We start from the raw sequence: 26,758 nt of genomic DNA, 5'->3' as shown, positions 1-26,758 counted from the left end.
TTCGCCGTTCGATAATCGTCAAAAAGCATGACAAAGGTCAGCAGATGGCGGTTCTGCCCTCGATCTGACTGCCCGTCACATCTCGAACTCGGCCGCCAGCGCCGCACGCACGCAATACAGCACACCCTCCGGCACCCGTGCCCCGAACTGGGGCGCAATGGCCGACACCGGCGGCAGTTCACCCTCGCCATCCAGGAAGGCGTCCTGTACTTCCATCAGCAGGTCTTCCGGCAGGTCGAGGGCCTGGTCAAGGCTAAGCTCCTGGCGGCCCAACGCCTCGGCCAGCAGGCTATACACGTTCTTCTCGCTGCAGTTGAGCTGCCCGGCGATCTGCGCCGGGGTCATGCCGGCCCGGGCCAGGCTGACCAGTTCGTGGCGCAGGTCGAGTACCACTTTCGGCGCCTCTTCGGTGCCACCGCTGTTGTTCAGTACCTCGAGGAACGCCTGGCCATAACGCTCCAGCTTGCGCGCCCCCACACCGCTGACCTGGGCCATATCGCTGAGGCTGACCGGCTGGCTGCGCAGCATTTCCAGCAGCGTCGAGTCGGGGAAGATGACATAGGGCGGCACACTGTGCTCCTCCGCCAGCTTGCGCCGCAGGGTACGCAGCGCTTCCCACAGCTCGCGCTCCTCGGCACGCACCAACTGGCTGGCCGGGCTGCCACCGCTGGACGATGAGGTCTTGGCCGTGGTCTGCGGCTTGAGGTCGCGACGCAGTTGCAAGGTCACCTCGCCGCGCAGCAGTGGCCGGCAGCTGTCGGACAGGCGCAGGCCGCCATAGCCCTCCAGGTCGATGTCGACCAGCCCACGCGCCACCAGCTGGCGGAACAACGAACGCCACTCGACCTCGGCCAGGCCCTTGCCGACGCCGAACACCGACAGCTTCTCGTGGCCGAAATTGCGCACCTTCTCGTTGTCCTTGCCCAACAGCACATCGACCAGGTGGCCGACACCATAGCGCTGGCCAGTGCGGAAAACCGCCGACAGCGCCTGACGGGCCGGCTCGGTGGCGTCCCAGGTCTGAATGTTGTCGACACAGTTGTCGCAGTGCCCGCACGGCTGCTCGAGGATTTCATCGAAATAGGCCAGCAACGACTGGCGGCGGCAGCGGGTCTCTTCACACAACGCCAGCATGGCGTCGAGCTTGTGCTGCTCGATGCGCTTGTGGCGCTCGTCTCCTTCGGAGTTCTGCAGCATCTGCTTGAGCATGACCATGTCCTGCAGGCCGTAGGCCATCCAGGCATCGGATGGCAAGCCGTCCCGGCCGGCACGGCCGGTTTCCTGGTAATAGGCCTCAAGCGACTTGGGCAGGTCGAGGTGGGCAACGAAGCGCACGTTGGGTTTGTCGATACCCATGCCGAAGGCAATGGTGGCGACCATGATCAACCCTTCCTCATTGAGGAAGCGGTGCTGGTTGGCAGAACGGGTCTCGGCAGCCAGGCCGGCATGATAAGGCAATGCCGGGAAACCCTGATCACAGAGGAAGGCTGCCGTTTCGTCGACCTTCTTGCGCGACAGGCAGTACACAATGCCCGCGTTGCCGCGGCGCTCGCCAAGGAAGGCCATCAGCTGCTTGCGCGGCGCTTCCTTGGGTACGATGCGATAGAAGATGTTCGGCCGGTCAAAGCTCGACAGGAAGCGCTCGGCGCCTTGCAGGTGCAGGCGCTGGACAATCTCTTCGCGGGTGCGCATATCGGCGGTGGCGGTCAGCGCAATGCGCGGCACATGCGGGAACAGCTCGGCCAATTGCCCCAGTTGCAGGTATTCGGGGCGGAAATCGTGGCCCCACTGCGACACGCAGTGCGCCTCGTCGATGGCAAACAGCGAGATGTCCAGATCGCGCAGGAAATCGAGCATGCGCGGCTGCACCAGGCGCTCCGGCGCCAGGTACAGCATCTTCACTTCGCCACGGCGCAGGCGCCCGGCCAGTTCACGCTGCTGCTCCGCCGTCAGGGTAGAGTTCAGCGCGGCAGCCGACACGCCCAGTTCGTCCAGCGTGGCGACCTGGTCGTCCATCAACGCAATCAGCGGTGAGACCACCACCGTCAGGCCCGGGCGCAGCAGCCCCGGCACCTGGAAACACAGCGACTTGCCGCCACCAGTGGGCATCAGCACCAGGGCATCGCCGCCATTGGCCACGCATTCGATGATTGCTGCCTGGCGCCCACGGAAACTGTCGTAGCCGAAGATGTCCTTGAGAACGCGCTGAGCCTGTTCGAGCATGTGCAACTCCACAAATCGCCGTACCACCCTGCATACAGGCTGGACGAAAAACCCGCTCCGCACACGCCAAATGCGTAAGCGGTTTTTGCCAGGGGCCGATAAAATCTGCCCCTGCATGAAAAATCGCGGAGTATACCGCAGCACCGCACTGCACAGGGCACCATGGTGATAGACGTTCCCTTTACCCCGCTACCCTTGCTTGGTGCTAGAATTCGGTATCGTTTATTCCCCAAGGTAGCCCTGTAATGTCCTTCGCCGAGCAACTGACCCGCCTGCAAGCCTTCCTCGACGCCGACGAGCTGCACGAAGAGGCGCTGGACTACGTCGCCGCCCACGGCTACCTGACCGCCCTGTCGATCAACGCCGAGGACGTGCCCGAGCGCGAATGGATCGACGCCTTGTTCGCCGAAGAGCCGCACTACGCCAGCGAGGCCCAGCGCACCGAGATCGAAGCCACCCTGGTGGCGTTGAAAGCGCACATCGCCCGCCAGCTGGCCAGCGACGAAGAATTCGACCTGCCATGCGACCTCGACCTGACCGACGAGCCGGATGATTCCGACCTGCGCGGCTGGTGCATTGGCTTCATGGAAGGCGTGTTCCTGCGTGAAGAGGCCTGGTTCGAGAACGCCGAAGAAGAAGTCAGCGAAATGTTGCTGCCGATCATGGTGGGCTCGGGCCTGTTCGACGAACAGCCAGAGTTCGCCGACATCGCCAGCAACGCCAACCTGCAGGATGACATGATCGTCCAGATCCCCGAGGCGCTGAGCGCATTGTTCCTGCTGCTGCACGCCCCTGACGAAAAACCGGCGCTGCTCAAGCCACGCCACCACTGAGTCGCCTGTGCGCTACCTGCTGCTGGCCATCGGCTGGCTCAGCGTTGCGCTGGGGGTGTTGGGGATATTCCTTCCGGTATTGCCCACCACCCCTTTCCTGCTTTTGGCGGCAGCCTGCTTTGCCCGCAGTTCGCCGCGCTTTCACCACTGGCTGGTCCATCACCCGAAGCTCGGGCCATGGATCCGCGACTACCTCAGTGGTGAAGGCATCCCCCTCAAGGGCAAGGTCTACGCCATCGGCCTGATGTGGGCCAGCATTGGCCTGTCGTGCTATCTGGTGCCCCTGTTCTGGGCACGCGCCTTCATGTTGACCAGCGCTGTATTGGTAAGCCTCTATATCGTCAGGCAGAAAACCCTGCACACACCGAAGTGACATTTTTTTGTCGCCAAATATCACTTTCGCCTAACGGTCGTTTTCTTTATCCGAAATGGTTCTGGAACCACACAAAAGCCTTGTATTCATTGGCTTTTTTGCCTTTTCGCGCGCTTGCCAGCACAAAGTTTCGCTGCCCTTGTTAGACAATATATGTCTTATATGGCTATTTGATATGAAGAAATCTTCTTATCTATCGCGTTGAATGTACTTAGCTGTGTTGTTAAAAACCTGCAACACTATACGCGATAATTTTATCGTCATTTTTTTGGCGAGCAGCAGGATCAATTCCAGGATCAGGGAGATGTACCATGCGCGTTTTGAACCCCATCACCAGTGCATTACTGTTGGCCCTGGCGAGTGCCAACGTACAGGCGATGTCGATCACCGAGGCCGTCCAGAGCGCCGTGGACTACCACCCGCAGGTAAGCTCCAACCGTAACAGCAAGCTGTCGGCCGATGAAGACGTCAAGTTTGCGCGTGGTGGCTACTACCCTTCCGTGGATTTGGTTGCTGGCTATGGCCGCCAGCGTTCGGACAATGCCACCACCCGTGCCGAGGGTAACCACAACAAGGAAACCCTCAACTACACCCAGTCCGAGCTACGCCTGCGGCAGATGATTTTCGACGGTTTCAACACCGCGAACGAAGTGGGCCGCACCGAAGCGGTTTCTACCTCCCGCGCCTACTACACCCAGGCAGTTGCCCAGGATGTCGCCCTGCGTGCGATCGAGGTATACCTGGAAGTGCTCAAGCGCCGTGAGCTGGTAACCCTGGCCAAGAACAACCTGCAAGCCCACCTGCGCGTCAACGACCAGATCGGCCTGCGTAACGAGCGCGGCGTTGGCAGCACCGCCGACCTCGACCAGTCCCGCGCCCGTCGCGCCCTGGCGGAAAACAACCTGGATACCGCCGAAGTGGACCTGGCCGATGCCGAGGCCAACTTCTTCAGCGTGATCGGCCGTGCCCCGGACGAACTGGAAAGCCCGCCGACCATCAAGGGCGAGGTGCCTGAGACCCTCGACGGCGCGCGCGACAGCATGCGCCAGAACAACCCCTACATCAAATCGGCACAGGCTGACGTCAACGCCGCCGAGCAGCAATACGAAGTGGGCAAGTCGACCTTCTACCCGCGCTTCGACGCCATTCTTGCAACCGGTGCCAACAACAACACCGGTGGCGAAAAAGGCCACAACAACAACGATTGGCAGGCCGGCGTAGAGATGAACTACAACCTGTTCCGCGGCGGCAGCGACAAGGCCCGCCTGCAGTCTGACGCGCACAAGATCAACCAGGCCCTGGACATCCGCAACAACGCCCTGCGTGAGCTGACCGAAAACCTGAGCCTGGCGTGGAACGCCATGAACAATGCCAGCAAGCAGCTGCCTACCGCGCGTGAATACGCCGAGACCACCAAGCGCGTGCGCGCCGCTTACCAGGACCAGTTCGGCCTGGGCCAGCGTACCCTGCTGGACGTGCTTGACAGTGAAAACGAGCTGTACAACGCCGACCGCCGTTACACCGAAGTCCGCTATACCGAGGAATTCTCGCGCTACCGCGTGCTGGCGACCATGGGTGAGCTGTTGAGCAAACAGCGTATTTCGCTGCCGCCAGAGGCGCTGGCTACCACGGAAGTGCGTACCGAGGCGCGTCTACCTGAGATGCGTTGATCGGCTTCAAGTTCTGGGGGCCGCTTTGCGGCCCTTTCGCCGGCAAGCCAGCTCCCACAGGTACTGCATAGGCTTCAAACTTTGTGCAGTTGCCTGTGGGAATAAAAGCATGAGCCTTGACACTGTAACTGTGGGAGCTGGCTTGCCGGCGATAGGGCCCTCACGGGCACCTCAACCCTCACCATGGTTACGCTGGAACGTCTCCACCCCCATGGCCCTGATCTGCCCCTCGATCAACGCCTCGAACGGCGCCAGCAGCGCATCGAAGCTGGCAGGTTGCTCCAACGCATTCAAAGCCCCCACCACTGCCTCTATGGTCGATAGCGCCCCCGCCTCCGGCGCCTTGCGCAGCCGATAACGTGAAGGCGCGACTGCCCCCAGCGTCACCCTCGGCAACCCTTCCAGCAGCGGGTTCATGTACAGCAGCTTGCGCGCCTTGCGCCAGGTGCCGTCGGGCACGATCAGCAGCAACGGCGTGTCATCGACCTTGCCATAGGCTGTCAGCACCTGAGCGTCATCGCCCGGGAACAGCAAGGCCGGCCGGTAACCAGGCGTTGCCAGCAATTCACCCAGATCATCGAATACCTCGCCCACCCGCAGCTCGGCGTTGTTCAGGCCAAGGGCAGCAAGGCGCGCAGTGTTCAGGGCATGGGCGGTTTCACTGGGGTGCTGCAGCAGGATGACGCGGGTGCGGCTGTCGAGCGCGGGGATCAGTGGGCAGAGGCAATGGTCGAGCGGGCGCTGGCAGCGCTCGCAGCGGGGTCTGGGCATGGGGTTCTCCTTGGCGGGAACAGTGTGCCACAGAACCGGGGCCCGCTTTGCGGCCCCAGCGATCTCAGCGGTTGAAGCGCTCCGCCAGGCTATGCAGGTACTCCGCCATGCGCTCCAGGTCCTGGCTGATTTCTGCACCCTGCCTGGCCTGCCCGGCACTCTGGTCACACAGCTGGGCAATTCTCACGATCTGCTGGTTGATGTCCTCGGCCACATGGCTTTGCTGCTCCGACGCCGTCGCCATCTGCTGGCTCATGCCGGTGATGCGGCTGACCGCCTGGGCAATCCCGCTCAACGCCGTCTGCACCGCCTCGACGCTGTGCACGCTGTCCCGCGAGATCTGCTCACCCCGGCTGGCGGTGCTAACCGCCCGTTCCGCGCCCGCGCGCAACGAAGCAATGATGTGGTGAATCTCGTCGGTCGATGCACGGGTACGTTGTGCCAGCGAACGCACTTCATCGGCCACCACGGCAAAACCCCGCCCCTGCTCACCCGCGCGCGCCGCCTCGATGGCAGCGTTGAGCGCCAACAGGTTGGTCTGCTCGGCAATCGAGGTAATCACATCGACCACGCTGCCGATGGACTGGGTCTGCTCGGCCAGGGCATTGACCGCCTGACCGATGTCGTTGACGGCATCGCTCATGCTGCCCATGGCCTTGAGGCTCTGCAGCGCGAGCTCGCTGCCATGCTGCGCCAGTTGGTCGGCATCGCCAGCCGCATGCGCCGTGCTCTGCACGTTGTGAGTGACCTGCTGGATGGTTGCGGCCATCTGCGCAATGGCCGTGGCCGACTGGTCGGTTTCGCTGCGCTGGCGGTCAAGCATCTGCGCCTGGGCATCGGACAAATCTGAGGACTGCGCAGCCCGCGACTTTACCCCGACACCAGCGTCCACCAGGCGGGTCAGGGCTGTTTGCAAGCGCGCTTCCTCGCTGATGATGGCCAGGTCAAGCTGGCCCTGCAGGCCCGGGTTGTCGCTGTAGGTCAGCGCCACCAGCGGGCTGGTGAAGGCTTTGGGATGCTCGGCCAACGTGCGGCGGATGGCCTGGTTCTGCCGGTGCTCGACGAGGTACCAGGCCAACAGCAGGCTGGCCATCAGCACCCCAAGCGCTGCATAGGCCGGCAGCCACAAGTAACCGCCTGCCGATACCAGACCTGCGGCTATCAACGGCCAGCCATGGGCTAACCCGTGCCCCAGCCGCGCCGCCCAGGGCACAGCTGCGCGGTCGGCCCGCAGGCGCGCATACAGCGCCTCGGCGCGGCGGATCTGCTCACGCGTGGGCACCGAGCGCACCGACTCGTAACCACTGATGCGGCCCTGCTCGTAGATGGCCGTGACGTAAGCGCTGACCCAGTAGTAATCACCATTCTTCGCCCGGTTCTTGACCACCCCCATCCACGGCTTGCCCTGCTTGATCGTGTCCCACATATGCCCGAACACCGATGCAGGCATGTCCGGGTGACGCACCAGGTTGTGCGGTTGGCCGACCAGCTCGTCATAGGTAAATCCGCTGATCGCCACGAAGGCTTCGTTGCAATAGGTGATGCGGCTGTTGAGGTCAGTCGTGGAAATCAGGCGTTGATCGCTTGAGAAGGTTCTTTCGTGCTCAGTGACGGGCAAATTCATGCGCATCGGGGCGATCCTTGCAGGATGAAATAAGGGGAAAATCATCAGCGCAAGTTGATATGTAGCAGAGCGCTATCAGGTTAGCGGTCAGCTTTTGCCGGAATTTAACGTCGCCCGACGGAATGCATGAATGCGTCGCTGCTCAGCCCACGTTCAACTGGCTTTTCAACAGATCACGGAAGGTCTGGATCAGCGGTTCACGGCTACGCCCACGGCGAATGATCAGCGAGAACGGCGCCTGGTAGCCAAAGGTGGACGGCGACAACACGCGCAAATCCCCCTTGTCGACCCAAGCCTGGGCATAGTGCTCGGGCAAGTACCCGATATAGGCGCCGGACAGGATCAGGATCAACTGCGCTTCCATACTCTCCACCGTCGCCGCGCTGTGCTTGAAGCCATGCCGGGCCAGCTCGGCCTGGCTCCAGTAGCCGCGCCCGACCATGCGCTGCTGCGTCACTACCGGCTCGGGGATGCGCCGCTCGGTATACAACGGGTGGCGGCTGCTGCAATACAGCCAGTGCTGTTCACGGTACAACGGCTGGTAGAGCAGGCCGCTCATGCGCGAGGAGAACGCACCGATGGCCAGGTCCAGTCGGTTGTCCTGCACGCCCAGTTGCAGCTCGTAAGGGCTGGACACCGACAGGTGCAGGTGCACCGCCGGGTGCTCCTGGCTGTAGGCGCCGATGGCTTCGGCCAACGGCAAGGCCCGGTCGCCGACCGTGGAGTCGATAACCCCGAGGTTGAGGGTGCCACGCAACTCGCCCTTGAGGGCAGCGGCATACTGCTCGAAGCCATCCAGTTCGGCCAGAAGCCGCAGGGTCTCCTGGTGGAACAGCTCGCCCTTGCTGGTCAGGCTGAAACCGCCACGGCCGCGGTGGCACAGCACGATGCCCAGCGCGCCCTCCAACTGGCTCATGTAGGTGCTGATGGCCGAGGTCGACAGGTTCAACTCGCGCTGGGCGTTGGCGAAGCCCTGGTGGCGCACCACGCTGACAAAGATGCGCAGCAGTTTCAGGTCGGGCAAGGTCGAGGCCATGGTGCAACGGTTCCGCAGGTGTATTTGCGCGCAGTCTAACCGCTCTGCCCGTCTTTAGTTCAGAAATTCCTGAACTAAGTATTTGTCGGTAGCGATTCTTCCCCGGCACTACCTTCAGCAGACTTGGCCGAAATGTCCCTGCCCGCCGGCAAAACCACACGTGAGAGGCGCGCGGCGGCACAGGTTCGAACAAACACAACAATCGACCGACTGATGAGGCCCACCGTGGACAAGACTCTCCACCAACCACTGGGCGGCAACGAAATGCCGCGTTTCGGCGGCATCGCCACCATGCTCCGTCTCCCCCACCTGCAAAGTGCCCAAGGCCTGGATGCTGCCTTCATCGGCGTGCCCCTGGACATCGGTACCTCGCTGCGTTCCGGCACCCGTTTCGGCCCGCGGCAGATCCGCGCCGAGTCGGTGATGATCCGCCCCTACAACATGGCCACCGGGGCCGCACCGTTCGACTCGCTGTCGGTGGCCGACATCGGTGACGTGGCGATCAACACCTTCAACCTGCTGGACGCCGTACGCATCATCGAAGAAGCCTACGACGAAATCGTCGAGCACAATGTCATCCCGATGACCCTGGGCGGCGACCACACCATCACCCTGCCGATCCTGCGGGCGCTGCACAAGAAGCACGGCAAGATCGGGCTGGTGCACATCGACGCCCACGCCGACGTCAACGACCACATGTTCGGCGAGAAGATCGCCCACGGCACCACCTTCCGCCGCGCCGTGGAAGAAGGCCTGCTCGATTGCGACCGTGTGGTACAGATCGGCCTGCGCGCCCAGGGCTACACCGCCGATGACTTCAACTGGAGCCGCCGCCAGGGCTTCCGCGTGGTCCAGGCCGAAGAGTGCTGGCACAAGTCGCTGGAACCGCTGATGGCCGAAGTGCGGGAAAAGGTCGGCGGCGGCCCGGTGTACCTGTCGTTCGACATCGACGGCATCGACCCGGCCTGGGCGCCCGGTACCGGCACCCCGGAAATCGGCGGCTTGACCACCATCCAGGCGATGGAGATCATTCGCGGCTGCCACGGCCTGGACCTGATCGGTTGTGACCTCGTCGAAGTCTCCCCGCCTTACGACACCACCGGCAATACCTCGCTGCTCGGTGCCAACCTGCTGTTCGAGATGCTCTGCGTGCTTCCGGGCGTCGTGCGTCGTTAACACCGCTACACCCCGGCAGGAGCCATGAGGGAGGGCCACAGAGGCCCGCCAACAACACGACAAGACCGCCGGCGGCCGTGGCCGCCCGCGTGGTCGATCTCGCCATAATAAAGATAATCGGGAGAACCCCAATGGCCTTGGACATCATTGTTGTAATGATCTACACCGCCGGCATGCTCGGGCTTGGCTGGTACGGCATGCGACGTGCAAAAACCCATGAAGACTACCTGGTAGCCGGGCGCAACCTGGGCCCTGTGCTGTACATGGGCACCATGGCCACCACCGTGCTTGGTGGTGCTTCTACCGTGGGCACCGTGCGCCTGGGCTACGTCCATGGCATCTCCGGCTTCTGGCTATGCGCGGCCCTTGGCCTGGGCATCATCGCCATCAACCTGTTCCTGGCCAAACCGCTGCTGCGCCTGCGCATCTTCACCGTGACCCAGGTGCTTGAGCAACGCTACAACCCGACCGCACGCCAGGCCAGCGCCGTGATCATGCTGGCCTATGCGCTGATGATCGGCGTCACCTCGACACTGGCCATGGCCACCGTATTGCAGGTGCTGCTGGACCTGCCCTTCTGGGCTTCGCTGCTGCTCGGCGGCGGTGTGGTGGTGCTGTACTCCACCATTGGCGGCATGTGGTCGCTGACCCTTACCGACATCGTCCAGTTCGTGATCAAGACAGTCGGCCTGATGTTCATCCTGTTGCCCGTGTGCCTGTACAAGGCAGGTGGCTGGGACACCTTGGTGGCCAAGTTGCCAGCGGCCAGCTTCCAGCTGACCACCATTGGCTGGGACACCATCATCACCTACTTCCTGATCTACTTCTTCGGCATCCTCATTGGCCAGGACATCTGGCAGCGGGTGTTCACTGCGCGTGACGAAAAGGTTTGCCAGCGTGCCGGTACCGTCGCCGGTGTGTACTGTGTGGTGTACGGCCTGGCCTGCGCCGCCATCGGCATGGCCGCGCATGTGCTGATGCCCGACCTGGCCAACCCGAACAATGCCTTTGCCGAGATGATCAAGAGCACCCTGCCCGATGGCATCCGTGGCTTGCTGATGGCCGCGGCCCTGGCGGCCATGATGTCCACCGCCAGCGCCGGCCTGCTGGCGGCCTCGACCACTGTGACCGAGGACCTGCTGCCCAAGCTGCGTGGCGGCAAGCAGTCGAGCCTGGGCATGAGCCGCCTGTTCACCCTGCTCACCGGCCTGGTGGTGCTGGGCATCGCGCTGATGGTCAACGATGTGATCAACGCGCTGACCCTGGCCTACAACCTGCTGGTCGGCGGCATGCTGATCCCGCTGATCGGGGCGATCTTCTGGAAGCGTGCAACCACCGCTGGCGCGATTGCCAGCATGTCGCTGGGCTTTGCCACCGCGCTGCTGTTCATGTTCAAAGACGGGCTGGAGGCCAATACGCCGATCTACTACAGCCTGGCGATCGGCTTGGTGAGCTTTGTGGCGGTTAGCCTGATGTCTCGCAAAACAGTCGGTGCGGTGAATCTGGCCTGACATTAGCCTCAAGCCCTATCGCCGGCAGGGATAACACTAAACTCCAAGACACAAAAAAGGCCGCAGCACCCACCCAGGTGCTGCGGCCTTTGTCTTATATCAGCGGCGACGCGGCTGGCGTTTGCGCTGCTCTTCATCAGTCGGGATCGGCACCGGCTGCAAGGGTGGTGGAATCAGCCCCAGGGCGACCGCCAGGTCGTGGAGCCAGTTGGACAGTGGTTTATTCATAATGCCCCCTTGACGGGTCAGCCTCACGGCGAATCAATCCTGGGATGGTTCATACAGATCATAGCCTGATGTCCTGTATTACGCATGCCAATGCTCTTACAGATAAGGGCCATTTTGACGCGGATCAAGCCCTGGCGCCGCATTCCGACGACTGGTTAATCGTTTCGCTTTGTTGCAGGTCGATCCATGCCTGCAGATTCGCCCCACGCATGCCCTGACGCCACATCAGCCAGGTGACCGCCTGATCGAACGGCTGCTGCAGCCGGTGCACCCTCACCCGGTCACGCCCAGGCAGGCTGTCGAGCATCGATTGGGCCATCATCGCCACGCCTGCGCCCGCGATCACGCAGGCCAGCATGCTCTGGTACGACTCGATCTCCATCACCCGGCCCATGGGCGTGTGGGCATGGGCATACCACGCCTCCAGACGCATGCGGTAAGAACAGCCCTGGCGGAAAGTGAACACCGCCTTGCCCGCCACATCCCTGGCGGTTTGCACCGCCGGGTGCTCGGGGCTGGTGATCAGCACCAGTTGCTCCTCGCACAACGGCACGCCATCCAGCCCGGCCAGGTTCGGCGGGCCATCCACCAGGGCAGCGTCCAGGGTGTGGCCAAGCAGGCCCTCCAGCAGCTCGCCGCTGGGCGCTGCGCGCACCTGCAGGTTTACTGCGGGGTAGGCCTGGTGATAACGCGCCAGCAACGCTGGCAGGTGGGTGGCAGCCGTGCTGTACATGGTCCCCAGCACGAAGTCGCCGGCCGGCTCGCCGCCGCGTATAGCGGCCAGCGCCTCGTCGCGCAAGGCCGACAGGCGGTTGGCGTATTCCAGCAGCACCTTGCCCGCCGGCGACAGCTGCAGCCGTTGGCGCTCGCGCAGGAACAACTCGACACCCAGTTGCTCCTCAAGCTGGCGAAGGCGCGTGGACAGGTTGGACGGCACCCGATGCAGGCGCTCTGCAGCACGGGTGACTGAGCCTTCCTCGGCCACAGCCTGAAAGATACGCAGCTGGCTGAATTCCACAGCATTCTCCAAAACAGAACAACTTGATCATCATTATTCAATTTTATTGAAAGTGAAACCGCCCTAACCTGCCAGTCATCGCTTAGTTCCACGCAGGAGACCTGTCATGTCGCCACTCACTCAACTGTTGGCCAGCGCCGTGGCGTTGATGATGGCCATGGGCATCGGCCGTTTCGCCCTCACACCGCAACTGCCGCACCTGATCGCCGAAGGCCAGTTCGATCTGACGGTCGCCGGGCTGGTCGCGGCCGCGAACTACCTGGGCTATTTCATTGGCGCGGTGGACGCCATGTTCGCCCGCACACCCGGCCAGGTGCGCCTGCGCCTGCACGGCGGGCTGTGGCTGTGCGTACTGCTGACCCTGGCCTCATGGGCCGCCGACGGTTTCTGGAGCCACCTGCTGCTGCGCTTTGGCACCGGCGTGGCCAGTGCCTGGGTGCTGGTGATGATCACCAGCCTCAGCCAGCAGGTAGCCAACGCCCACAACCGCCAACGGCGGGGTGCCTTGGTGTTTGCAGGCCCCGGCCTGGGCATTGCGCTGACCGGCCTGTTGGCACTGCTGGCGCATCTGCTGGGGCTGGGTTCGGCAGCACTGTGGTTGATCTACGCCGTGGCTGCGCTGGTGATGCTGCTGGCCGTACGGCCGTGGCTGCCACGCGCGCTGCAAGCTGCCCCCACTCCCTCGCCAGCGCACCCGGGCCCGGCCCGCAGCGCCGGCATTGGCCGCCTGGCGCTGGTATATACGCTGTACGGCGTGGGTTACATCCTGCCGGCCACTTTCCTGTCGCAAATGGCCAACCAGCAGTTCCGCGGGCAGTGGATGGCCGACCTGTTCTGGCCGGCGTTTGGCCTGGCGGCAGCGCTGGGGGTGGTGCTGGTGAGCTTGCGCCGTAACGGGCGCACCTCGGCCTGGCTGACCGCCACCCTGTGGTTGCAAGGGCTGGGCGTACTGGCCTGCCTGGCGGGCGGCGGGATCGGGTTGGCGCTGGGTGTGGTGCTGTGTGGCGGGCCGTTCCTGGCCTGCATGCAATTGGTGATGCAACGCTCGCGGGAGCTGGCCCCGCATGCCACACAGCGCAATGCCGGGCTGCTGACTGCGTGCTTTGCCCTGGGGCAGTTGAGCGGGCCGTTGCTGGCGGCGGTCAGCAGCCATTACAGCGGCGGCCTGCAGCCGGCGTTGATGCTGGCGGCGATGGGGCTGGGGCTGGCGGGCGTGCTGGTGATCTCCAGCGGGCAGCGTATCCAAGGTTGCCAGGCGGCAACCCGCTCAGCCTGATTAATTGGTTTTGCCTGTACCGGCCCTATCGCCGGCACAGGCAACCTTCAACCCACCAGCTTGCGCAATTGTTGCTTCACCCAAGGCTCGGCACTCACCAGAACCACGCCCAGCAACACCAACAGCGCGCCGATCACGAAATTGACGCTTAGCGGCTCGTCCAGCAGCAGCACCCCAAAGGTCACCCCGAACAGCGGTGTAATGAACGAAAACACCGCCAGGTTGGACGCCAGGTACTTGCGCAGCAACCAGAACCAGGTCAGGTAGCTGATGAACGACACCACAATGCCCTGGAACAGCACACTGCCCATCGCCAAGGGTGTCAGCGATACAGCGCCGATCTGCCCGCTAAGCAAGGCAATCAGCAACAGGCCTGCAAACCCCACCGCCAGCTGATAGAACAAGGTCAAGGTAGCCGGTGCTTCCGACAGCCGCGAGCAGCGCACCACGACTGTAGTAGCGCCCCAGGCCAGCCCGGCGATCACGCCAAAGGCATCACCCAGCAGCATGCGTCCATCCATTTCCTCGAACGACATGCCGCCAGCAAACGCCATGGCAATGCCACCGAAGGCCAACAGAATGCCCAGCCACTGCAACAACCGCAGGCGCTCGCTGGGCAGCCGAAAGTGCAGGCCCAACGCGGTAAAAACCGGCGCGGTGTAGAGGAACACGGACATGTGCGCCGCCGACGTCAGCTTCAGGCCCTCGGCAATGAACAGGAATTCCACGCCAAATAACCCGCCCGCGAGCAACCCGGCCCGCCAGGTGATGCCAACCTGCTCCCAGCCACCGCGCCAGCACAGCATCAGCGCCACCAGCACAGCGGCAATGCCATTGCGCAGCGCAGCCTGCATCACCGGCGCAATGTCGACCGCGGCGGTCTTGATCAGCACCTGCTGGCAACCCCAGATCAGGCACAGCCCCAGCATCACCTGAAAGGCAAAGGCGTCTGGGTTCTTGCGGACCGCGCTCATAGGCGGGCCTCAGGGGTGTTCGCAGGCATGGGCATAGGCTCGGCAGTCTTCAGAAGCTACCGATTATCGGGTTTCCCTACCCGCTGTTGCCAGCCTCAAAACGACCTCAAGCGATCTGCGCCTTCGAAGACACCTGTTCGAAGGTGGCTTCATCCAGCGCATCCGCCTGCTCGTCCAGCACCTGGCGCGGGTGTTCGAAGCCCGGGATGCTGCTGTCGATCAGGCTCAACAAGCGTAACCCACGCTCGGTCAGCACAAAGTTTTCACCATTGCCGCCCTCTTCTTCAGGCCGGCTTTCGATGAAGCCACGCTCGAACAGCAGCTTTTCATACTCGCAGGCATGGGTTTTAAGGTGGTCCAGGTCTCCCACCGGCTCACCCTTGGCGGCCTGGGCCGCGGCGTGCTGTTCGGCATAGGGGCGTGGCGTAAAGCTATGACCGGCGCCGTTCTGCACTTCGTGCAGCAAACGTTCGATCAGGTCCCAATCGTAAGCGATGCTCATGGCTACGGGCTCCTGCTGTGGACGGAAGGGGTACACAGGTTGGGACCTGCCGACGCAAGCGGTGTTCCGAAAGATGAAGGCTGGATGGATGCCACGGTCTGAAGCTGCGTAGGTAGCAATAGACAGAAACCATTTGCTGCCTCGCCTGGTGTAGTTTATAAACTACATTCACTCGATGAAGAAAATCGAATCCAGCAGTTTCAGGCATTGGGTGACCGGACTACGGGACTTAAGCGCCAGAGCCCGAATCATTTCTCGGATCAACCGGTTGATGGAGGGTCTGCCGGGCGACGTATCTCCGGTAGGCCATGGCGTGAGTGAGCTCAAAATTCACTATGGTCCCGGCTATCGGGTGTACTTCCATCAGACGAAGCAGTCAAAAGCGAGACATCAAGGTTGCCCACCAGATTCTGCGTTCGTGGAGGATGCAAAATGACTGAAACCTTCTCTGAATTCGATCCTGCCGCGTACCTCACTACACCTGAAGCAATCGCGCAGTTCATGACCGATGCACTTGAAACCGGCGATGCCAGCTATGTCGCTAAAGCTGTCGGCGTGGTTGCACGTGCCAAGGGCATGAGCGAACTGGCGAAAGAGACGGGGCTATCCCGAGAGCAGCTTTACAGGTCATTCAGCGAGCATGGCAACCCCACGCTGAAGTCGTTTCTGACCGTGATGAAGGCATTGGGAATAGACATGACGGCGCGGCCTCACCTCGCTGGCTGACAACGCATCTGCGCCATCGGTCGCCAAGGTTGAACTTGCTTGCCGCCGCATCGTTCCACCGCGCATAGCCACCGCTAGAGGTAAAAAGGATGAAACCGCTGCTGCCGATTACCTGCGTCATTGCACTGTCCTGCGCCCTTCCCGCCTGGGCCTGCACACCGGAAGAAGCCACGCAGAAACGTGAAGAGCTGGCCGGGTTGGTTACCCAGTTGACCCAGCAGAACCCGCAGAAGGCGAAGGAGATCAACGACGAGCTTCAAGGGATGGATCTAGGAACGGCGAGCAAGGACTTGCCCGACAAGTGTCAGCTGATAGACCAGCGGATCAAGGAACTGAAAACGGCGGAGAAGAAGGCCGATTGATTGACGGGTTGCCTTCGATAGCTCCAACGCCGGCAAGCCAGCTCCCACAGGTCCGCTGAATTCAGCGTCTGTGGTTTCCCTGTGGGAGCTGGCTTGCCGGCAATAGGGCCTTGATCGCTACTTATTCAGCAGCAGGCTTGCGCTTTTTTAGCGGCGCCAGGCCGTCAGCGCTGGCCAGCGGTGCGTTGGCCCGCGGTTTGGCGGTTGGCTTGCGCTTGGCGGCAGCTTTCTTGTCGCCGGTTTTCTTATCAACTTTCTTCTTCTTGGCGCCAACAGCCTTGCCCGAGGCCTTGACCTTCTTCGGCCCGCTGTAGGTGCCTTTCACTTCCTTGATGACACGGCGCTCGAACTGCTGCTTGAGGTAGCGTTCGATGCTCGACATCAGGTTCCAGTCGTTGTGGGTAATCAACGAGATCGCCAGGCCTTCGCCACCGGCACGGCCGGTACGGCCCACGCGGTGCACGTACTCGTCACCGCTACGAGGCATGTCGAAGTTGATCACCAGGTCCAGGCCGTCGATGTCCAGGCCGCGAGCCGCCACGTCGGTAGCCACCAGCACCTTGGAGCTGCCCTGCTTGAAGCGCTCGATGGCCAGCTTGCGGTCTTTCTGGTCCTTTTCGCCGTGCAGCACGAAAGCCTTCACGTCCTTGGCCACCAGGTGACCGTAGATACGGTCGGCCATGGCACGGGTGTTGGTGAAGATGATCGCCTTGTCGAAGGTTTCGTTGGCCAGCAGCCACTGCACGATGTGCTCTTTGTGCTGGTCGTGGTCGGCGGTGATGATCTGCTGGCGGGTGCCCTCGGCCAGCTGCGAGACGCTGTTGAGCATCAGGTGCTCAGGGTCTTTCAGCACCTTGCCGATGATGTCGCGCAGGGCCGCGCCACCGGTGGTGGCGGAGAACAGCAGGGTCTGTTCGCGGTTTTCGCACTCCTTGCACAGTCGCTCCATGTCTTCGGCAAAGCCCATGTCCAGCATGCGGTCGGCTTCGTCGAGGATAAGCACCTGCACGTGGGACAGGTCAAGGTTGCCGGCGTTGAGCTGCTCAAGCAGGCGACCCGGGGTGCCGATCAGCACGTCCGGCACCTTGCGCAGCATGGCGGCCTGTTCCTTGAAGTCCTCGCCGCCGGTAACCAGGCCCGCCTTGATATAGGTGAACTGCGAGAACAGCTCAACCTGCTTCAAGGTTTGCTGGGCCAGCTCGCGGGTCGGCAGCAGGATCAGCGCACGGATCTCGACGCGCCCGCCTTTCAGGTCAACCAGGCGATTGAGCAGCGGCAGCACGAAGGCCGCCGTTTTGCCACTGCCGGTCTGCGCGGTCACGCGCAGGTCGCGCCCTTGCAGGGCCAGGGGGATGGCCGCGGCCTGCACCGGGGTTGGCTCGACAAATTTAAGCTCGGCCACGGCTTTAAGCAGGCGTTCATGCAGGGCGAATTGGGAGAACACGGAGGTAACCTCAGGCAAGTGCGGGAAATTCAGTTGCATAGGGTAACGTTTTCTGCCGCCTTAGCCGAATTTCTTTTGGCAACTTTGTCGCCATCCGCGCTCTAATGGCCCTTCGTTTCGCAACAAGACTGTATGCAAGCCCATGGATATACAACGAATCTGGCGTGACTCCCTCGACCTGTGGGGCACCCTCGACCAACACCCGATGCTGCACGCCGCCATTGGCCTGGCGGTGCTGCTGCTGATTTCCCTCATCCTCGGCCGCCTGGCGCGCTTCCTGATGCTGCATGGCGCCCGCCTGCTGGCCCGCCAGCCCGCGCTGAAATGGCTGGATGACCTGCGCCACAACAAAGTGTTCCACCGCCTGGCGCAAACCACGCCGTCGCTGGTGATCCAGTTCGGCCTGAAGCTGGTGCCGGAGCTGTCCGACACTGCCCAGCACTTCCTGGGCAACATGGCCCTGGCCTTTACCCTGCTGTTCATGACCATGGCGCTGTCGTGCCTGCTGGATGCCCTGCTCGACATCTACGCCCGCACCGAACACGCCCGCACCCGCTCGATCAAGGGCTATGTGCAACTGGCCAAGATGATGCTGTGGATCTTCGCCTCCATCGTCATCGTCGCCACCTTGATCGACCGCTCGCCGTTGCTGCTGCTGTCGGGCCTGGGTGCCATGTCGGCGGTGCTGCTGTTGGTGTACAAGGACACCCTGCTGTCGTTCGTCGCCAGCGTGCAACTCACCAGCAACGACATGCTGCACGTGGGTGACTGGATCGAAATGCCGCAGGTGGGTGCCGATGGCGACGTGGTGGACATTACCCTGCACACGGTGAAGGTGCAGAATTTCGACAAGACGATTGTCTCCATCCCCACCTGGCGCCTGATGAGCGAGTCGTTCCGCAACTACCGCGGCATGCAGCAGTCCGGTGGCCGGCGGATCAAGCGCAGCCTGTTCATCGATGCGGCCGGGGTACGCTTTCTGACCCGCGAAGAGGAGCAGCGCCTGAGCCAGGTGCAGCTGCTGGGCGACTACCTGGCCGGCAAGCGCCAGGAGCTGCAGAACTGGAACGAGGCGCTGGGGCCTGTCGCCGAGCTGTCGGCCAACCGCCGCAAGCTGACCAACATCGGCACCTTCCGCGCCTTTGCCCTGGCCTACCTGAAAAACCACCCCAACGTGCACCCGAACATGACCTGCATGGTGCGGCAGATGCAGACCACGGCCGAAGGCGTGCCGCTGGAGATCTACTGCTTCACCACTACCACGGTGTGGGCGGATTACGAGCGGATCCAGGGGGATATCTTCGACTACCTGCTGGCGGTGTTGCCGGAGTTCGGGTTGAGCCTGTATCAGCAGCCCAGTGGCAATGACATGCGGGTGGGGCTGAGTGGGCGTGCGGCGCAAGAGCCTGTGTCGCGTCGGCTGGAAGAGATGAGCGAGGCTTGAGATTGCCGGGGCTGCTTTGCAGCCCTTTCGCGACACAAGGCCGCTCCTACAATGACCGCGTAAATGCTGATTCTGTGGGAGCGGGTTAACCCGCGAATGGGCCAGTAGCTACCCCGCATAACCCAGCAGGTACAACAGCCCGGTCAAGGTCACCAGCGACGCCACTGTCGACAACAGGATCGTCCGCGAAATCAGCCCCGCCTCGCGGTTGTAATACTCCGCCAGCATGAACGGCCCCGTGCCGGTCGGCAGCGCTGCCAGCAGCACCGCCGAAGCCGCCCACATGCTCGGCAGGCTGAATACCTTGTATGCCAGCACCCAGGTCAGCGCCGGCTGCCCCACCAGCTTCAAGCCCACCAATGGCCACGGGCTGGCTTGCGCACCCGCGCGCTTTTCTGCCAGGAATGCACCCAGCGATACCAACGCGCACGGCGTGGTGGCCAACGCCAGCATGTCCAGAAAATGCAGCACCGGCTCGGCCAGCCCCAACCCGCTCATGGCCCAGCCAGCCCCCGCCAGCGGCGAAATCACCAGCGGGTTCTTCGCCAATGCCTTGCCAACGACCACCACGGCGCGACCGATATGCCGCTCCGCTTGTAGCCCGACCTCGATCAGCGTCAGCGAAATGGCGAACACCAGGCACACCACGATCAACGATGAAATCAGTGCCGGCTGCAAGCCCGCCTGGCCGAACAGCAGCAGGCACAACGGGATGCCTATGTAACCGGTGTTGGCATACCCCGCACTCAGCCCGTCGATGCTCGACGCCACCAGGCCATGGCCGCTGTTCAGACGCCACAACAGCGTGGCCACGAACATGGCCAGGGCGCCCGTGCCAAAGGCCGCGATGAACCCCGGGTGCCAGATCTCGCTCCAGGTGGCAGTGGCCGTCACCTTGAACAGCAACGCCGGCAGGCACAGCCATACCACCATCCTGTTGATTTCGGCGGCGGCCTTGTCACCCAGCTTGTTGGTCTTGCGGCACAGATAGCCGACGAGGATCAGGGCGAAGATCGGCGCAACAATCACGAAGATGGTGTGCATGTCAGGCCTTGCCGGCCAGCGGTGCCTGCGCGCGTGCGCCCAACCGGCTCAGCCACACGGACGCCAGGATGATCGCACCGCCGATGAACAGCCGCCCCAGCGGCTCGTGCTGGTTCCAGATCAGCAGGTTCAGGAGCAACCCCACCGGCACATGCAGGTTGTTCATGACCGCCAGCGTGCCGCCAGAAACCATGCACGCGCCCTTGTTCCACCAGTACAGGCCCAGCGCCGTCGGGCACAGGCCCAGGAACAACAGCACCAGCCATTGCACATCGGTACTCGGCAGGTGCTGGGCATTGCCGAACAGCAGGAAGGCCGGCAGCACCACCAGCAAGGCGCCCAGGTAGAAGTAGCCAAAACGCGCGTAGTGCGGCAGGTCACTGGGGTTGCGCGCGACCAGGTGGCGGTACAGCACCTGGCCGGCGGCATAGGTGAAGTTGGCCAGTTGCAGCAGCAGGAACCCGATGAAAAACTCGCCGCTGATGCTGTCGAAGCGGATCACCGCGGCACCGGCTACCGCCACCAGCGCCGCCAGCAGTGCCCATGGGTTGAAACGCCGGTTCATGGCGTCTTCGATCAGCGTCACGTGCAACGGCGTGAGGATGGTGAACAGCAGCACCTCAGGCACCGTGAGTACGCGGAAGCTCAGGTACAGGCAGACGTAGGTGATGCCGTACTGCAGTGCGCCGATCAGCAGCATCGAGCGCATGAAGCGCGGTTCGACCTGGCGCCAGCGGGTCAGCGGCAGGAACACCAGGCCGGCCAGCAGCACCCGTGCGAGCACGGCGAAGTAGCTGTCGACGTGCCCGGCCAGGTACTCGCCGATCAGGCTGAAGGAAAACGCCTGGATCAGCGCGACGATTATCAGGTAGCCCATGGTTGCCTCTCGTAATCAAGGCCGCGACCTTAGCGGGTTGCGCCGAATGAGTTCAACCATTCAGGTGCCTGTCATGGTTTTTTTGTTAGGGCATAAATCGAGCGCCGCCCGCGCGGCGCATCGCGAGCACTACAAAGCTCAGTAGAGTCACAAAAAAAGCCCGGCCATTGGCCGGGCAGTACACCCAAAGGAGCAAAAACAGGTGTCAGGGTTGGGAATTCAGTAAACCTCAGGCCACTGCCGCCAGCCTGGCCTTGGCCTGGTTGACGCCTTTCTCGTGGAATTCGCCACTCATGTTCAGGCCTTCGGCATGGATGAAGTCGACATCATGAATGCCGATGAACGCCATCACCTGGCGCAGGTACGGTTCCTGATGGTCGCTGGTGGCGCCCGCATGGATACCGCCACGGGCAGTTAGGACCACGGCGCGCTTGCCGGTCAGCAGGCCCTGCGGGCCGGTGGGGGTGTACTTGAAGGTGATGCCGGCACGCAACACGTGGTCCAGCCAGGCCTTGAGGGTGCTGGGGATGGTGAAGTTGTACATGGGCGCAGCCATCACCAGCACGTCGGCGGCCAGCAATTCATCAGTCAATTCATTGGAACGGGCCAGGGCCTCAAGTTCGGCGGCGCTGCGCTGTTCTTCCGGCTTCATCCACCCACCCAGCAGGTTGGCGTCCAGGTGCGGCACCGGGTTCACGGCCAGGTCACGCACAGTAATCTGATCAGCCGGGTGAGCGGCCTGCCATTGCTGGATGAAATCACGGGTCAGCTGACGAGAAACGGAATCCTGCTGGCGGGCGCTGCTTTCGATGATCAGTACGCGGGACATGGGTGCCTCCATCGGCGAATAGGGTGCGATTCGATGGAGGTGAGATTAAGGCTTGACCTATCGATAAAAAAGCGTAAAAAGTGGGTTCAATCAATCGATTAATCAGTTTATTCCGGGCTGCAGTTCACGGCGATCCGTAGTTTGATGATCTGCCTGTTGAATTTGGCAGTGACATCCACGCTTTTACCGGCCGGCACGTTCACCCGGCGTACCCGCGGTGCCTCCGGGCCATTGCGGAAGGTCACCTTGCACGCCGCCGGCACTTGCCCATAGTTGTTGAGGGTAATGGCGCCGATGTCGTAGGCCGTGTCATAGGCGGTGTAGTCCAGCTTGACCCCGGTCAGTTCCTTTTCCACATCGATGGGATAGGCCATGGCCCCGAGGGGCAGGCACATCAGTATTGCCGCACAACATTTCTTCATGGGCCGCTCTCCTTGAAAGAGCGCAGCTTAGGACAACAGGAGCGAAAGATGAAAGCGCCGCGCGTAACCCTTGACCAGTGGCGAACCCTGCAAGCAGTGGTCGATCACGGCGGGTTTGCCCAGGCCGCCGAGGCACTGCACCGCTCGCAGTCCTCGGTCAGCTACACCGTGGCCCGCATGCAGGAACAACTGGGTGTGCCGCTGCTGCGCATCGACGGCCGCAAGGCGGTGCTCACCGAGGCGGGCAACGTGTTGTTGCGTCGCTCTCGCCACCTGGTCAAGCAGGCCAGCCAGCTCGAAGACCTCGCCCACCATATGGAACAAGGCTGGGAAGCCGAGGTGCGCCTGGTGGTCGATGCCGCCTACCCCAGTGCCCGCCTGGTACGTGCCCTGGCCGCGTTCATGCCGCAAAGCCGCGGCTGCCGGGTGCGCCTGCGTGAAGAGGTGTTGTCTGGCGTAGAGGAAGTGATGCACGAAGGCATCGCCGACCTGGCCATCAGCAGCTACAGCATTGGCGGCTACCTGGGCGCCGAGCTGAGCGCGGTGGAGTTCGTCGCCGTCGCCCACCCTGAACACAGCCTTCACCGGCTGGGCAGGGAACTCACCTTCCAGGACCTGGAAAGCCAGCTACAGGTGGTCATCCGCGACTCCGGCCGCGCGCAGCCACGCGACGTTGGCTGGCTGGGTGCAGAGCAGCGCTGGACGGTCGGCAGCCTGGGCACCGCCTCCACCTTTGTCAGCAGCGGCCTGGGCTTTGCCTGGCTGCCCCGACACATGATCGAGCGCGAACTGCGCGAAGGTGTGCTCAAACCATTGCCGCTGGATCAGGGTGGCAGCCGCCACCCACTGTTCTACCTTTATTCGAGCAAAGAGAAGACCCTGGGCCCGGCCACGCAGATTCTCATCGAGCTGCTGCGCAACTTCGACACCGCGCCACTGGACGTGCCCTTCGCAGCCCCCCCGCAAGCCTGAGAGGACCGCGCCCATGGCCTATTTCGAACACGAAGGATGCGCACTGCATTACGAGGAATATGGCCAGGGCGACCCGTTGGTGTTGCTGCACGGCCTGGGCTCCAGCTGCCAGGACTGGGAGTTGCAGGTGCCGGTGCTCAGCCGGCATTACCGGGTGATCCTCATGGACATCCGCGGCCACGGTCGCTCCGACAAACCGCGCGACGGCTACCACATAGCCACCTTCAGTGCCGACCTGCTGGCCCTGCTCGAACACCTGCACACGGGGCCCGTGCACTTCGTCGGCCTGTCGATGGGGGGTATGGTCGGCTTCCAGTTTGCCGTCGACCACCCGCAATGGCTGCGCAGCCTGTGCATCGTCAACAGCGCCCCCGAAGTCAAGCGCCGTACCCGCAGCGACTGGCTGTGGTGGCTCAAGCGCTGGGGCCTGGCACGCCTCCTCAGTGTCGAAACTGTCGGCAAGGGCCTGGCCGAACGACTGTTCCCCAAGCCTCACCAGGCTGCCCTGCGGCAGAAGATGGCCCAACGCTGGGCGCGCAACGACAAGCGCGCCTACCTCAAGAGCTTCGACGCCATCGTCGACTGGGGCGTGCAGGAACGCATCGGCCGTATTCACTGTCCCAGTCTGGTCATCGCTGCCGACCACGATTACACCCCGATACAACTGAAACAGCGTTACGTTGCCTTGATGCCCAACGCCAGGCTGGTGGTCATCGACGATTCGCGGCACGCTACGCCCCTCGATCAACCCGAGGTCTTCAACCAGACCCTGCTGCAGTTCCTCGCAGCCGCTTCCACCTCTCAAGGATCTTTGAGCCCATGCTGAAAAAACTCCTGCTCACCGCCTGCTCGGTCGCCTTCGCCACCAGCGTCATGGCCTCCGACCAGACCCCGCACGTCATGCTGGACACCAGCTTCGGCCAGGTCGAAATCGAGCTGAACGCCGAGAAGGCGCCGATCAGTACCAAGAACTTCCTCGAGTACGTCGACAGCGGCTTCTACAACAACACCATTTTCCACCGAGTGATCCCCGGCTTCATGGTCCAGGGCGGCGGCTTTACTGACCAGATGGTACAGAAGAACACCAAGGACCCGATCAAGAACGAGGCCAGCAATGGCCTGCTGAACACCCGCGGCACCCTGTCGATGGCGCGCACCTCCAACCCGAACTCCGCCACCAGCCAGTTCTTCATCAACGTAGCCGACAACGATTTCCTTAACCCGGGGCGCGACGCCGGGTACGCCGTGTTCGGCAAGGTGACCAAGGGTATGGACGTGGTCGACCAGATCGTCAACTCGCAAACCACCACCAAAAAAGGCATGCGTGATGTACCGGCCGACCCGGTCTACATCAAGTCGGCCAAACGCATCGACTGACCGCAGGCTGCACAGGGACGTGCAACCGCCTGAGGGCCGGATGGAACAGGAGTGTCGTTACCCATGCTGTACCGTCGTTTTGAACAACTGATCGATATCTTTCGCGAAGCCCCCAGTGAATCGCCACCCACCACCGTGTGGCCGTTCTACCTGTATTACCTGCGCCAGGTGTGGCCCAGCTTCCTTGCCCTGCTGGTGGTCGGCCTGTTCGCCTCGCTGATCGAGGTGGCGATGTTCAGCTACCTCAGCCGCATCATCGACCTGGCCCAAGGTACGCCAAATGCCAGCTTCTTCAGCGAGCACAGCGGTGAACTGATCTGGATGCTGGTGGTGATCCTGCTGCTGCGGCCGTTGTTTTTTGGCCTGCACGACCTGCTGGTACATCAGACCATCAACCCCGGCATGACCAGCCTGATCCGCTGGCAAAACCACACTTATGTGCTCAAGCAGAGCCTGAATTTCTTCCAGAGCGACTTCGCCGGGCGCATTGCCCAGCGCATCATGCAGACCGGCAACTCGCTGCGTGATTCTGCCGTGCAGGCGGTGGACGCGTTGTGGCATGTGCTGATCTATGCGATCACCTCGCTGGTGCTGTTTGCTGAAGCCGATTGGCGCCTGATGCTGCCGCTGCTGGTCTGGATCGCTGGCTACATCGCCGCGCTGTTCTACTTCGTGCCACGGGTCAAGGAACGTTCGGTGATCTCCTCCGACGCCCGCTCCAAGCTGATGGGGCGGATCGTCGACGGCTACACCAACATTGCGACGCTGAAGCTGTTCGCCCACACCGACTACGAGCAGCAGTACGCACGTGAGGCGATCCGCGAGCAAACCGAAAAAACCCAGCTGGCCTCGCGGGTAATTACCAGCATGGACGTGGTCATCACCACACTCAACGGCCTGCTGGTGGTTGCCACCACAGGCCTGGCGCTGTGGCTGTGGAGCCAGTCACTGATCACCGTTGGCGCCATCGCCCTGGCCACCGGCCTGGTGATCCGCATCGTCAACATGTCAGGCTGGATCATGTGGGTGGTCAACGGCATCTTCGAGAACATCGGCATGGTCCAGGACGGCCTGCAGACCATTGCTCAGCCGGTTACCGTCACCGACCCGCCCAACGCGCCGGCGCTCAAGGTCAGCCGCGGCGCGGTGCATTTCGATGATGTCGACTTCCACTATGGCAAGGCTGCCAATGTGATCGAAGGGCTCGACCTGAACATTCGCCCGGGCGAAAAAATCGGCCTGATCGGCCCGTCCGGCGCGGGCAAGTCGACGTTGGTCAACCTGCTGTTGCGCCTGTATGACGTGCAGGGCGGGCGCATCCTCATCGATGGCCAGGACATTGCCAAGGTGAGCCAGGCCAGCCTGCGCGCACAAATCGGCATGATCACCCAGGACACCTCGTTGCTGCACCGCTCGATCCGCGACAACCTGCTGTACGGCCGCCCCGATGCCAGCGAGGCGCAGTTGCACGAAGCGGTTCGCCGCGCCCGCGCCGACGAGTTCATCCCGCAACTGTCGGACGCCCAGGGGCGCACCGGTTTCGATGCCCATGTGGGTGAGCGCGGGGTCAAGTTGTCGGGCGGCCAACGCCAGCGTATCGCCATCGCCCGGGTGCTGTTGAAGAATGCACCGATCCTGATCATGGACGAAGCCACTTCAGCGCTGGACTCGGAGGTGGAGGCCGCCATTCAGGAGAGCCTGGAGACGCTGATGCAGGGCAAGACGGTGATTGCCATTGCCCACCGGCTGTCGACCATTGCCCGGATGGACCGGCTGGTGGTGCTGGACAAGGGCCGGATTGTCGAAAGTGGCAGCCATGCGCAGTTGCTAGAGCAACAAGGGTTGTATGCCCGGCTGTGGCATCACCAGACCGGGGGCTTTGTCGGGGCCGACTGATCTGCGCTATGGCGCGCTTCTTGTAGGAGCGGCCTTGTGCCGCGAAAGGGCTGCTCAGCAGCCCCAGGTTTCAGCTTCGCAGCAATAATTGCCGGGGCCGCTTTGCGGCCCTTTCGCGGCACAAGGCCGCTCCTACAGGGATCGCGCTGC

26 protein-coding genes and 1 pseudogene are annotated in these 26,758 nt (G+C 62.5%); 14 read left to right on the top strand and 13 right to left on the bottom strand.

The features are described from left to right. Positions 1-75 precede the first annotated feature (75 nt). Positions 76-2,223 carry a DNA helicase RecQ gene (recQ, locus tag CKW35_RS20850; protein WP_016488530.1) on the bottom strand — a complete coding sequence of 716 codons (2,148 nt, stop codon included), beginning with the start codon at positions 2,221-2,223 and terminating at the stop codon, positions 76-78. Between the two features lie 245 nt (positions 2,224-2,468). Between recQ and CKW35_RS20840 the strand changes: the two genes are divergently transcribed. From CKW35_RS20840 to CKW35_RS20830, 3 genes are all read left to right on the top strand, one after another. Beyond that, on the top strand, positions 2,469-3,056 hold the full coding sequence (locus tag CKW35_RS20840) for a YecA family protein (protein WP_010955200.1): 588 nt from the start codon (positions 2,469-2,471) through the stop codon (positions 3,054-3,056). Between the two features lie 7 nt (positions 3,057-3,063). Next, the gene (locus CKW35_RS20835; RefSeq protein WP_016488531.1) at positions 3,064-3,429 is read left to right on the top strand and encodes a YbaN family protein; all 366 of its coding nucleotides are present in this window, start codon (positions 3,064-3,066) and stop codon (positions 3,427-3,429) included. Between the two features lie 311 nt (positions 3,430-3,740). Next, the gene (locus tag CKW35_RS20830) at positions 3,741-5,099 is read left to right on the top strand and encodes a TolC family outer membrane protein (protein ID WP_016488532.1); all 1,359 of its coding nucleotides are present in this window, start codon (positions 3,741-3,743) and stop codon (positions 5,097-5,099) included. Positions 5,100-5,270: 171 nt separating this feature from the next. Here CKW35_RS20830 and CKW35_RS20825 read toward each other — a convergent pair whose 3' ends face one another. The 3 genes from CKW35_RS20825 to CKW35_RS20815 form a co-directional block, all read right to left on the bottom strand. Continuing rightward, a complete protein-coding gene (locus tag CKW35_RS20825) occupies positions 5,271-5,870 on the bottom strand; it encodes a tRNA-uridine aminocarboxypropyltransferase (RefSeq protein WP_016488533.1) in 600 nt (199 codons plus the stop codon). A 64-nt stretch (positions 5,871-5,934) separates the two neighbouring features. Then, positions 5,935-7,500 (bottom strand): PAS domain-containing methyl-accepting chemotaxis protein, encoded by a 1,566-nt coding sequence (locus CKW35_RS20820; protein WP_060519145.1) that lies wholly within the window; start codon positions 7,498-7,500, stop codon positions 5,935-5,937. A gap of 136 nt (positions 7,501-7,636) precedes the next feature. Beyond that, positions 7,637-8,530 (bottom strand): LysR family transcriptional regulator, encoded by an 894-nt coding sequence (locus CKW35_RS20815; protein ID WP_016488535.1) that lies wholly within the window; start codon positions 8,528-8,530, stop codon positions 7,637-7,639. A 225-nt stretch (positions 8,531-8,755) separates the two neighbouring features. On the opposite strand from CKW35_RS20815, the gene speB reads away from it, so the two are divergent. Continuing rightward, a complete protein-coding gene (gene speB, locus CKW35_RS20810; RefSeq protein WP_016498452.1) occupies positions 8,756-9,706 on the top strand; it encodes an agmatinase in 951 nt (316 codons plus the stop codon). A 131-nt stretch (positions 9,707-9,837) separates the two neighbouring features. Then, complete coding sequence (locus CKW35_RS20805) at positions 9,838-11,217, top strand: sodium:solute symporter (RefSeq protein WP_016488537.1); 1,380 nt, start codon at positions 9,838-9,840, stop codon at positions 11,215-11,217. Between the two features lie 99 nt (positions 11,218-11,316). Here CKW35_RS20805 and CKW35_RS28635 read toward each other — a convergent pair whose 3' ends face one another. Further along, positions 11,317-11,445 carry a PA1414 family protein gene (locus tag CKW35_RS28635; RefSeq protein ID WP_009683677.1) on the bottom strand — a complete coding sequence of 43 codons (129 nt, stop codon included), beginning with the start codon at positions 11,443-11,445 and terminating at the stop codon, positions 11,317-11,319. Between the two features lie 124 nt (positions 11,446-11,569). After that, a complete protein-coding gene (locus tag CKW35_RS20800; protein ID WP_095116782.1) occupies positions 11,570-12,463 on the bottom strand; it encodes a LysR family transcriptional regulator in 894 nt (297 codons plus the stop codon). A gap of 106 nt (positions 12,464-12,569) precedes the next feature. Between CKW35_RS20800 and CKW35_RS20795 the strand changes: the two genes are divergently transcribed. Continuing rightward, the gene (locus CKW35_RS20795; RefSeq protein WP_095116780.1) at positions 12,570-13,739 is read left to right on the top strand and encodes an MFS transporter; all 1,170 of its coding nucleotides are present in this window, start codon (positions 12,570-12,572) and stop codon (positions 13,737-13,739) included. Between the two features lie 47 nt (positions 13,740-13,786). On the opposite strand, the gene CKW35_RS20790 is transcribed toward CKW35_RS20795, so the two are convergent. Continuing rightward, positions 13,787-14,713 (bottom strand): DMT family transporter, encoded by a 927-nt coding sequence (locus CKW35_RS20790; protein ID WP_016488540.1) that lies wholly within the window; start codon positions 14,711-14,713, stop codon positions 13,787-13,789. A 106-nt stretch (positions 14,714-14,819) separates the two neighbouring features. After that, positions 14,820-15,215 (bottom strand): hypothetical protein, encoded by a 396-nt coding sequence (locus CKW35_RS20785; RefSeq protein WP_016498447.1) that lies wholly within the window; start codon positions 15,213-15,215, stop codon positions 14,820-14,822. A 175-nt stretch (positions 15,216-15,390) separates the two neighbouring features. On the opposite strand from CKW35_RS20785, the pseudogene CKW35_RS20780 reads away from it, so the two are divergent. The 3 genes and pseudogenes from CKW35_RS20780 to CKW35_RS20770 all read left to right on the top strand — a co-directional run bounded on the left by CKW35_RS20780 (position 15,391) and on the right by CKW35_RS20770 (position 16,303). Next, positions 15,391-15,655, top strand: a pseudogene (locus CKW35_RS20780) (type II toxin-antitoxin system RelE/ParE family toxin). After that, positions 15,648-15,941, top strand: coding sequence for an addiction module antidote protein (locus CKW35_RS20775; RefSeq protein ID WP_016488543.1), 294 nt, complete (start codon positions 15,648-15,650; stop codon positions 15,939-15,941). Before CKW35_RS20780 ends, CKW35_RS20775 begins: the two are co-directional and overlap by 8 nt. An 89-nt stretch (positions 15,942-16,030) precedes the next feature. Next, positions 16,031-16,303, top strand: coding sequence for a hypothetical protein (locus CKW35_RS20770; protein WP_060519159.1), 273 nt, complete (start codon positions 16,031-16,033; stop codon positions 16,301-16,303). A 121-nt stretch (positions 16,304-16,424) separates the two neighbouring features. Here CKW35_RS20770 and CKW35_RS20765 read toward each other — a convergent pair whose 3' ends face one another. After that, positions 16,425-17,786, bottom strand: a complete 1,362-nt coding sequence (locus tag CKW35_RS20765) for a DEAD/DEAH box helicase (protein ID WP_023047768.1) — start codon at positions 17,784-17,786, stop codon at positions 16,425-16,427. A gap of 103 nt (positions 17,787-17,889) precedes the next feature. Here CKW35_RS20765 and CKW35_RS20760 point away from each other — a divergent pair, with 103 nt between their 5' ends. After that, positions 17,890-19,191, top strand: coding sequence for a mechanosensitive ion channel family protein (locus CKW35_RS20760; protein ID WP_095116778.1), 1,302 nt, complete (start codon positions 17,890-17,892; stop codon positions 19,189-19,191). Positions 19,192-19,299: 108 nt separating this feature from the next. On the opposite strand, the gene CKW35_RS20755 is transcribed toward CKW35_RS20760, so the two are convergent. The 4 genes from CKW35_RS20755 to CKW35_RS20740 all read right to left on the bottom strand — a co-directional run bounded on the left by CKW35_RS20755 (position 19,300) and on the right by CKW35_RS20740 (position 22,363). After that, complete coding sequence (locus CKW35_RS20755; RefSeq protein WP_016488547.1) at positions 19,300-20,235, bottom strand: AEC family transporter; 936 nt, start codon at positions 20,233-20,235, stop codon at positions 19,300-19,302. A gap of 1 nt (position 20,236) precedes the next feature. Next, positions 20,237-21,112, bottom strand: coding sequence for a carboxylate/amino acid/amine transporter (locus tag CKW35_RS20750; RefSeq protein ID WP_016488548.1), 876 nt, complete (start codon positions 21,110-21,112; stop codon positions 20,237-20,239). Positions 21,113-21,341: 229 nt separating this feature from the next. Continuing rightward, complete coding sequence (locus CKW35_RS20745) at positions 21,342-21,941, bottom strand: FMN-dependent NADH-azoreductase (protein WP_016488549.1); 600 nt, start codon at positions 21,939-21,941, stop codon at positions 21,342-21,344. Positions 21,942-22,048: 107 nt separating this feature from the next. Next, the gene (locus CKW35_RS20740) at positions 22,049-22,363 is read right to left on the bottom strand and encodes a hypothetical protein (RefSeq protein WP_024717905.1); all 315 of its coding nucleotides are present in this window, start codon (positions 22,361-22,363) and stop codon (positions 22,049-22,051) included. A 48-nt stretch (positions 22,364-22,411) separates the two neighbouring features. Between CKW35_RS20740 and CKW35_RS20735 the strand changes: the two genes are divergently transcribed. From CKW35_RS20735 to CKW35_RS20720, 4 genes are all read left to right on the top strand, one after another. After that, complete coding sequence (locus tag CKW35_RS20735) at positions 22,412-23,335, top strand: LysR family transcriptional regulator (protein WP_016488550.1); 924 nt, start codon at positions 22,412-22,414, stop codon at positions 23,333-23,335. A 13-nt stretch (positions 23,336-23,348) separates the two neighbouring features. Continuing rightward, on the top strand, positions 23,349-24,161 hold the full coding sequence (locus CKW35_RS20730) for an alpha/beta fold hydrolase (protein WP_016488551.1): 813 nt from the start codon (positions 23,349-23,351) through the stop codon (positions 24,159-24,161). Beyond that, on the top strand, positions 24,155-24,712 hold the full coding sequence (locus CKW35_RS20725) for a peptidylprolyl isomerase (RefSeq protein WP_095116776.1): 558 nt from the start codon (positions 24,155-24,157) through the stop codon (positions 24,710-24,712). The genes CKW35_RS20730 and CKW35_RS20725 overlap by 7 nt, the downstream gene beginning before the upstream one ends. Before the next feature lie 63 nt (positions 24,713-24,775). Then, positions 24,776-26,608 carry an ABC transporter ATP-binding protein gene (locus tag CKW35_RS20720; RefSeq protein ID WP_016488553.1) on the top strand — a complete coding sequence of 611 codons (1,833 nt, stop codon included), beginning with the start codon at positions 24,776-24,778 and terminating at the stop codon, positions 26,606-26,608. Positions 26,609-26,758 lie beyond the last annotated feature (150 nt).

The organism is Pseudomonas sp. Irchel 3F3, from assembly GCF_900187545.1.
GTDB lineage: Bacteria > Pseudomonadota > Gammaproteobacteria > Pseudomonadales > Pseudomonadaceae > Aquipseudomonas > Aquipseudomonas fortuita.
The sequence above is the reverse complement of the archived record's forward strand: the minus strand, read 5'-3'. Positions and strand labels throughout refer to the sequence as shown.

Excerpts from the sequence above, each read along its gene's own strand:
- recQ (WP_016488530.1), bottom strand. The coding sequence starts at position 2,223 with ATGCTCGAACAGGCTCAGCGCGTTCTCAAGGACATCTTCGGCTACGAC.
- CKW35_RS20840 (WP_010955200.1), top strand. The coding sequence starts at position 2,469 with ATGTCCTTCGCCGAGCAACTGACCCGCCTGCAAGCCTTCCTCGACGCC.
- CKW35_RS20830 (WP_016488532.1), top strand. The coding sequence starts at position 3,741 with ATGCGCGTTTTGAACCCCATCACCAGTGCATTACTGTTGGCCCTGGCG.
- CKW35_RS20825 (WP_016488533.1), bottom strand. The coding sequence starts at position 5,870 with ATGCCCAGACCCCGCTGCGAGCGCTGCCAGCGCCCGCTCGACCATTGC.
- CKW35_RS20820 (WP_060519145.1), bottom strand. The coding sequence starts at position 7,500 with ATGCGCATGAATTTGCCCGTCACTGAGCACGAAAGAACCTTCTCAAGC.
- CKW35_RS20815 (WP_016488535.1), bottom strand. The coding sequence starts at position 8,530 with ATGGCCTCGACCTTGCCCGACCTGAAACTGCTGCGCATCTTTGTCAGC.
- CKW35_RS20805 (WP_016488537.1), top strand. The coding sequence starts at position 9,838 with ATGGCCTTGGACATCATTGTTGTAATGATCTACACCGCCGGCATGCTC.
- CKW35_RS28635 (WP_009683677.1), bottom strand. The coding sequence starts at position 11,445 with ATGAATAAACCACTGTCCAACTGGCTCCACGACCTGGCGGTCGCCCTG.
- CKW35_RS20795 (WP_095116780.1), top strand. The coding sequence starts at position 12,570 with ATGTCGCCACTCACTCAACTGTTGGCCAGCGCCGTGGCGTTGATGATG.
- CKW35_RS20790 (WP_016488540.1), bottom strand. The coding sequence starts at position 14,713 with ATGAGCGCGGTCCGCAAGAACCCAGACGCCTTTGCCTTTCAGGTGATG.
- CKW35_RS20785 (WP_016498447.1), bottom strand. The coding sequence starts at position 15,215 with ATGAGCATCGCTTACGATTGGGACCTGATCGAACGTTTGCTGCACGAA.
- CKW35_RS20775 (WP_016488543.1), top strand. The coding sequence starts at position 15,648 with ATGACTGAAACCTTCTCTGAATTCGATCCTGCCGCGTACCTCACTACA.
- CKW35_RS20770 (WP_060519159.1), top strand. The coding sequence starts at position 16,031 with ATGAAACCGCTGCTGCCGATTACCTGCGTCATTGCACTGTCCTGCGCC.
- CKW35_RS20765 (WP_023047768.1), bottom strand. The coding sequence starts at position 17,786 with ATGCAACTGAATTTCCCGCACTTGCCTGAGGTTACCTCCGTGTTCTCC.
- CKW35_RS20760 (WP_095116778.1), top strand. The coding sequence starts at position 17,890 with ATGGATATACAACGAATCTGGCGTGACTCCCTCGACCTGTGGGGCACC.
- CKW35_RS20755 (WP_016488547.1), bottom strand. The coding sequence starts at position 20,235 with ATGCACACCATCTTCGTGATTGTTGCGCCGATCTTCGCCCTGATCCTC.
- CKW35_RS20750 (WP_016488548.1), bottom strand. The coding sequence starts at position 21,112 with ATGGGCTACCTGATAATCGTCGCGCTGATCCAGGCGTTTTCCTTCAGC.
- CKW35_RS20745 (WP_016488549.1), bottom strand. The coding sequence starts at position 21,941 with ATGTCCCGCGTACTGATCATCGAAAGCAGCGCCCGCCAGCAGGATTCC.
- CKW35_RS20740 (WP_024717905.1), bottom strand. The coding sequence starts at position 22,363 with ATGAAGAAATGTTGTGCGGCAATACTGATGTGCCTGCCCCTCGGGGCC.
- CKW35_RS20735 (WP_016488550.1), top strand. The coding sequence starts at position 22,412 with ATGAAAGCGCCGCGCGTAACCCTTGACCAGTGGCGAACCCTGCAAGCA.
- CKW35_RS20730 (WP_016488551.1), top strand. The coding sequence starts at position 23,349 with ATGGCCTATTTCGAACACGAAGGATGCGCACTGCATTACGAGGAATAT.
- CKW35_RS20725 (WP_095116776.1), top strand. The coding sequence starts at position 24,155 with ATGCTGAAAAAACTCCTGCTCACCGCCTGCTCGGTCGCCTTCGCCACC.
- CKW35_RS20720 (WP_016488553.1), top strand. The coding sequence starts at position 24,776 with ATGCTGTACCGTCGTTTTGAACAACTGATCGATATCTTTCGCGAAGCC.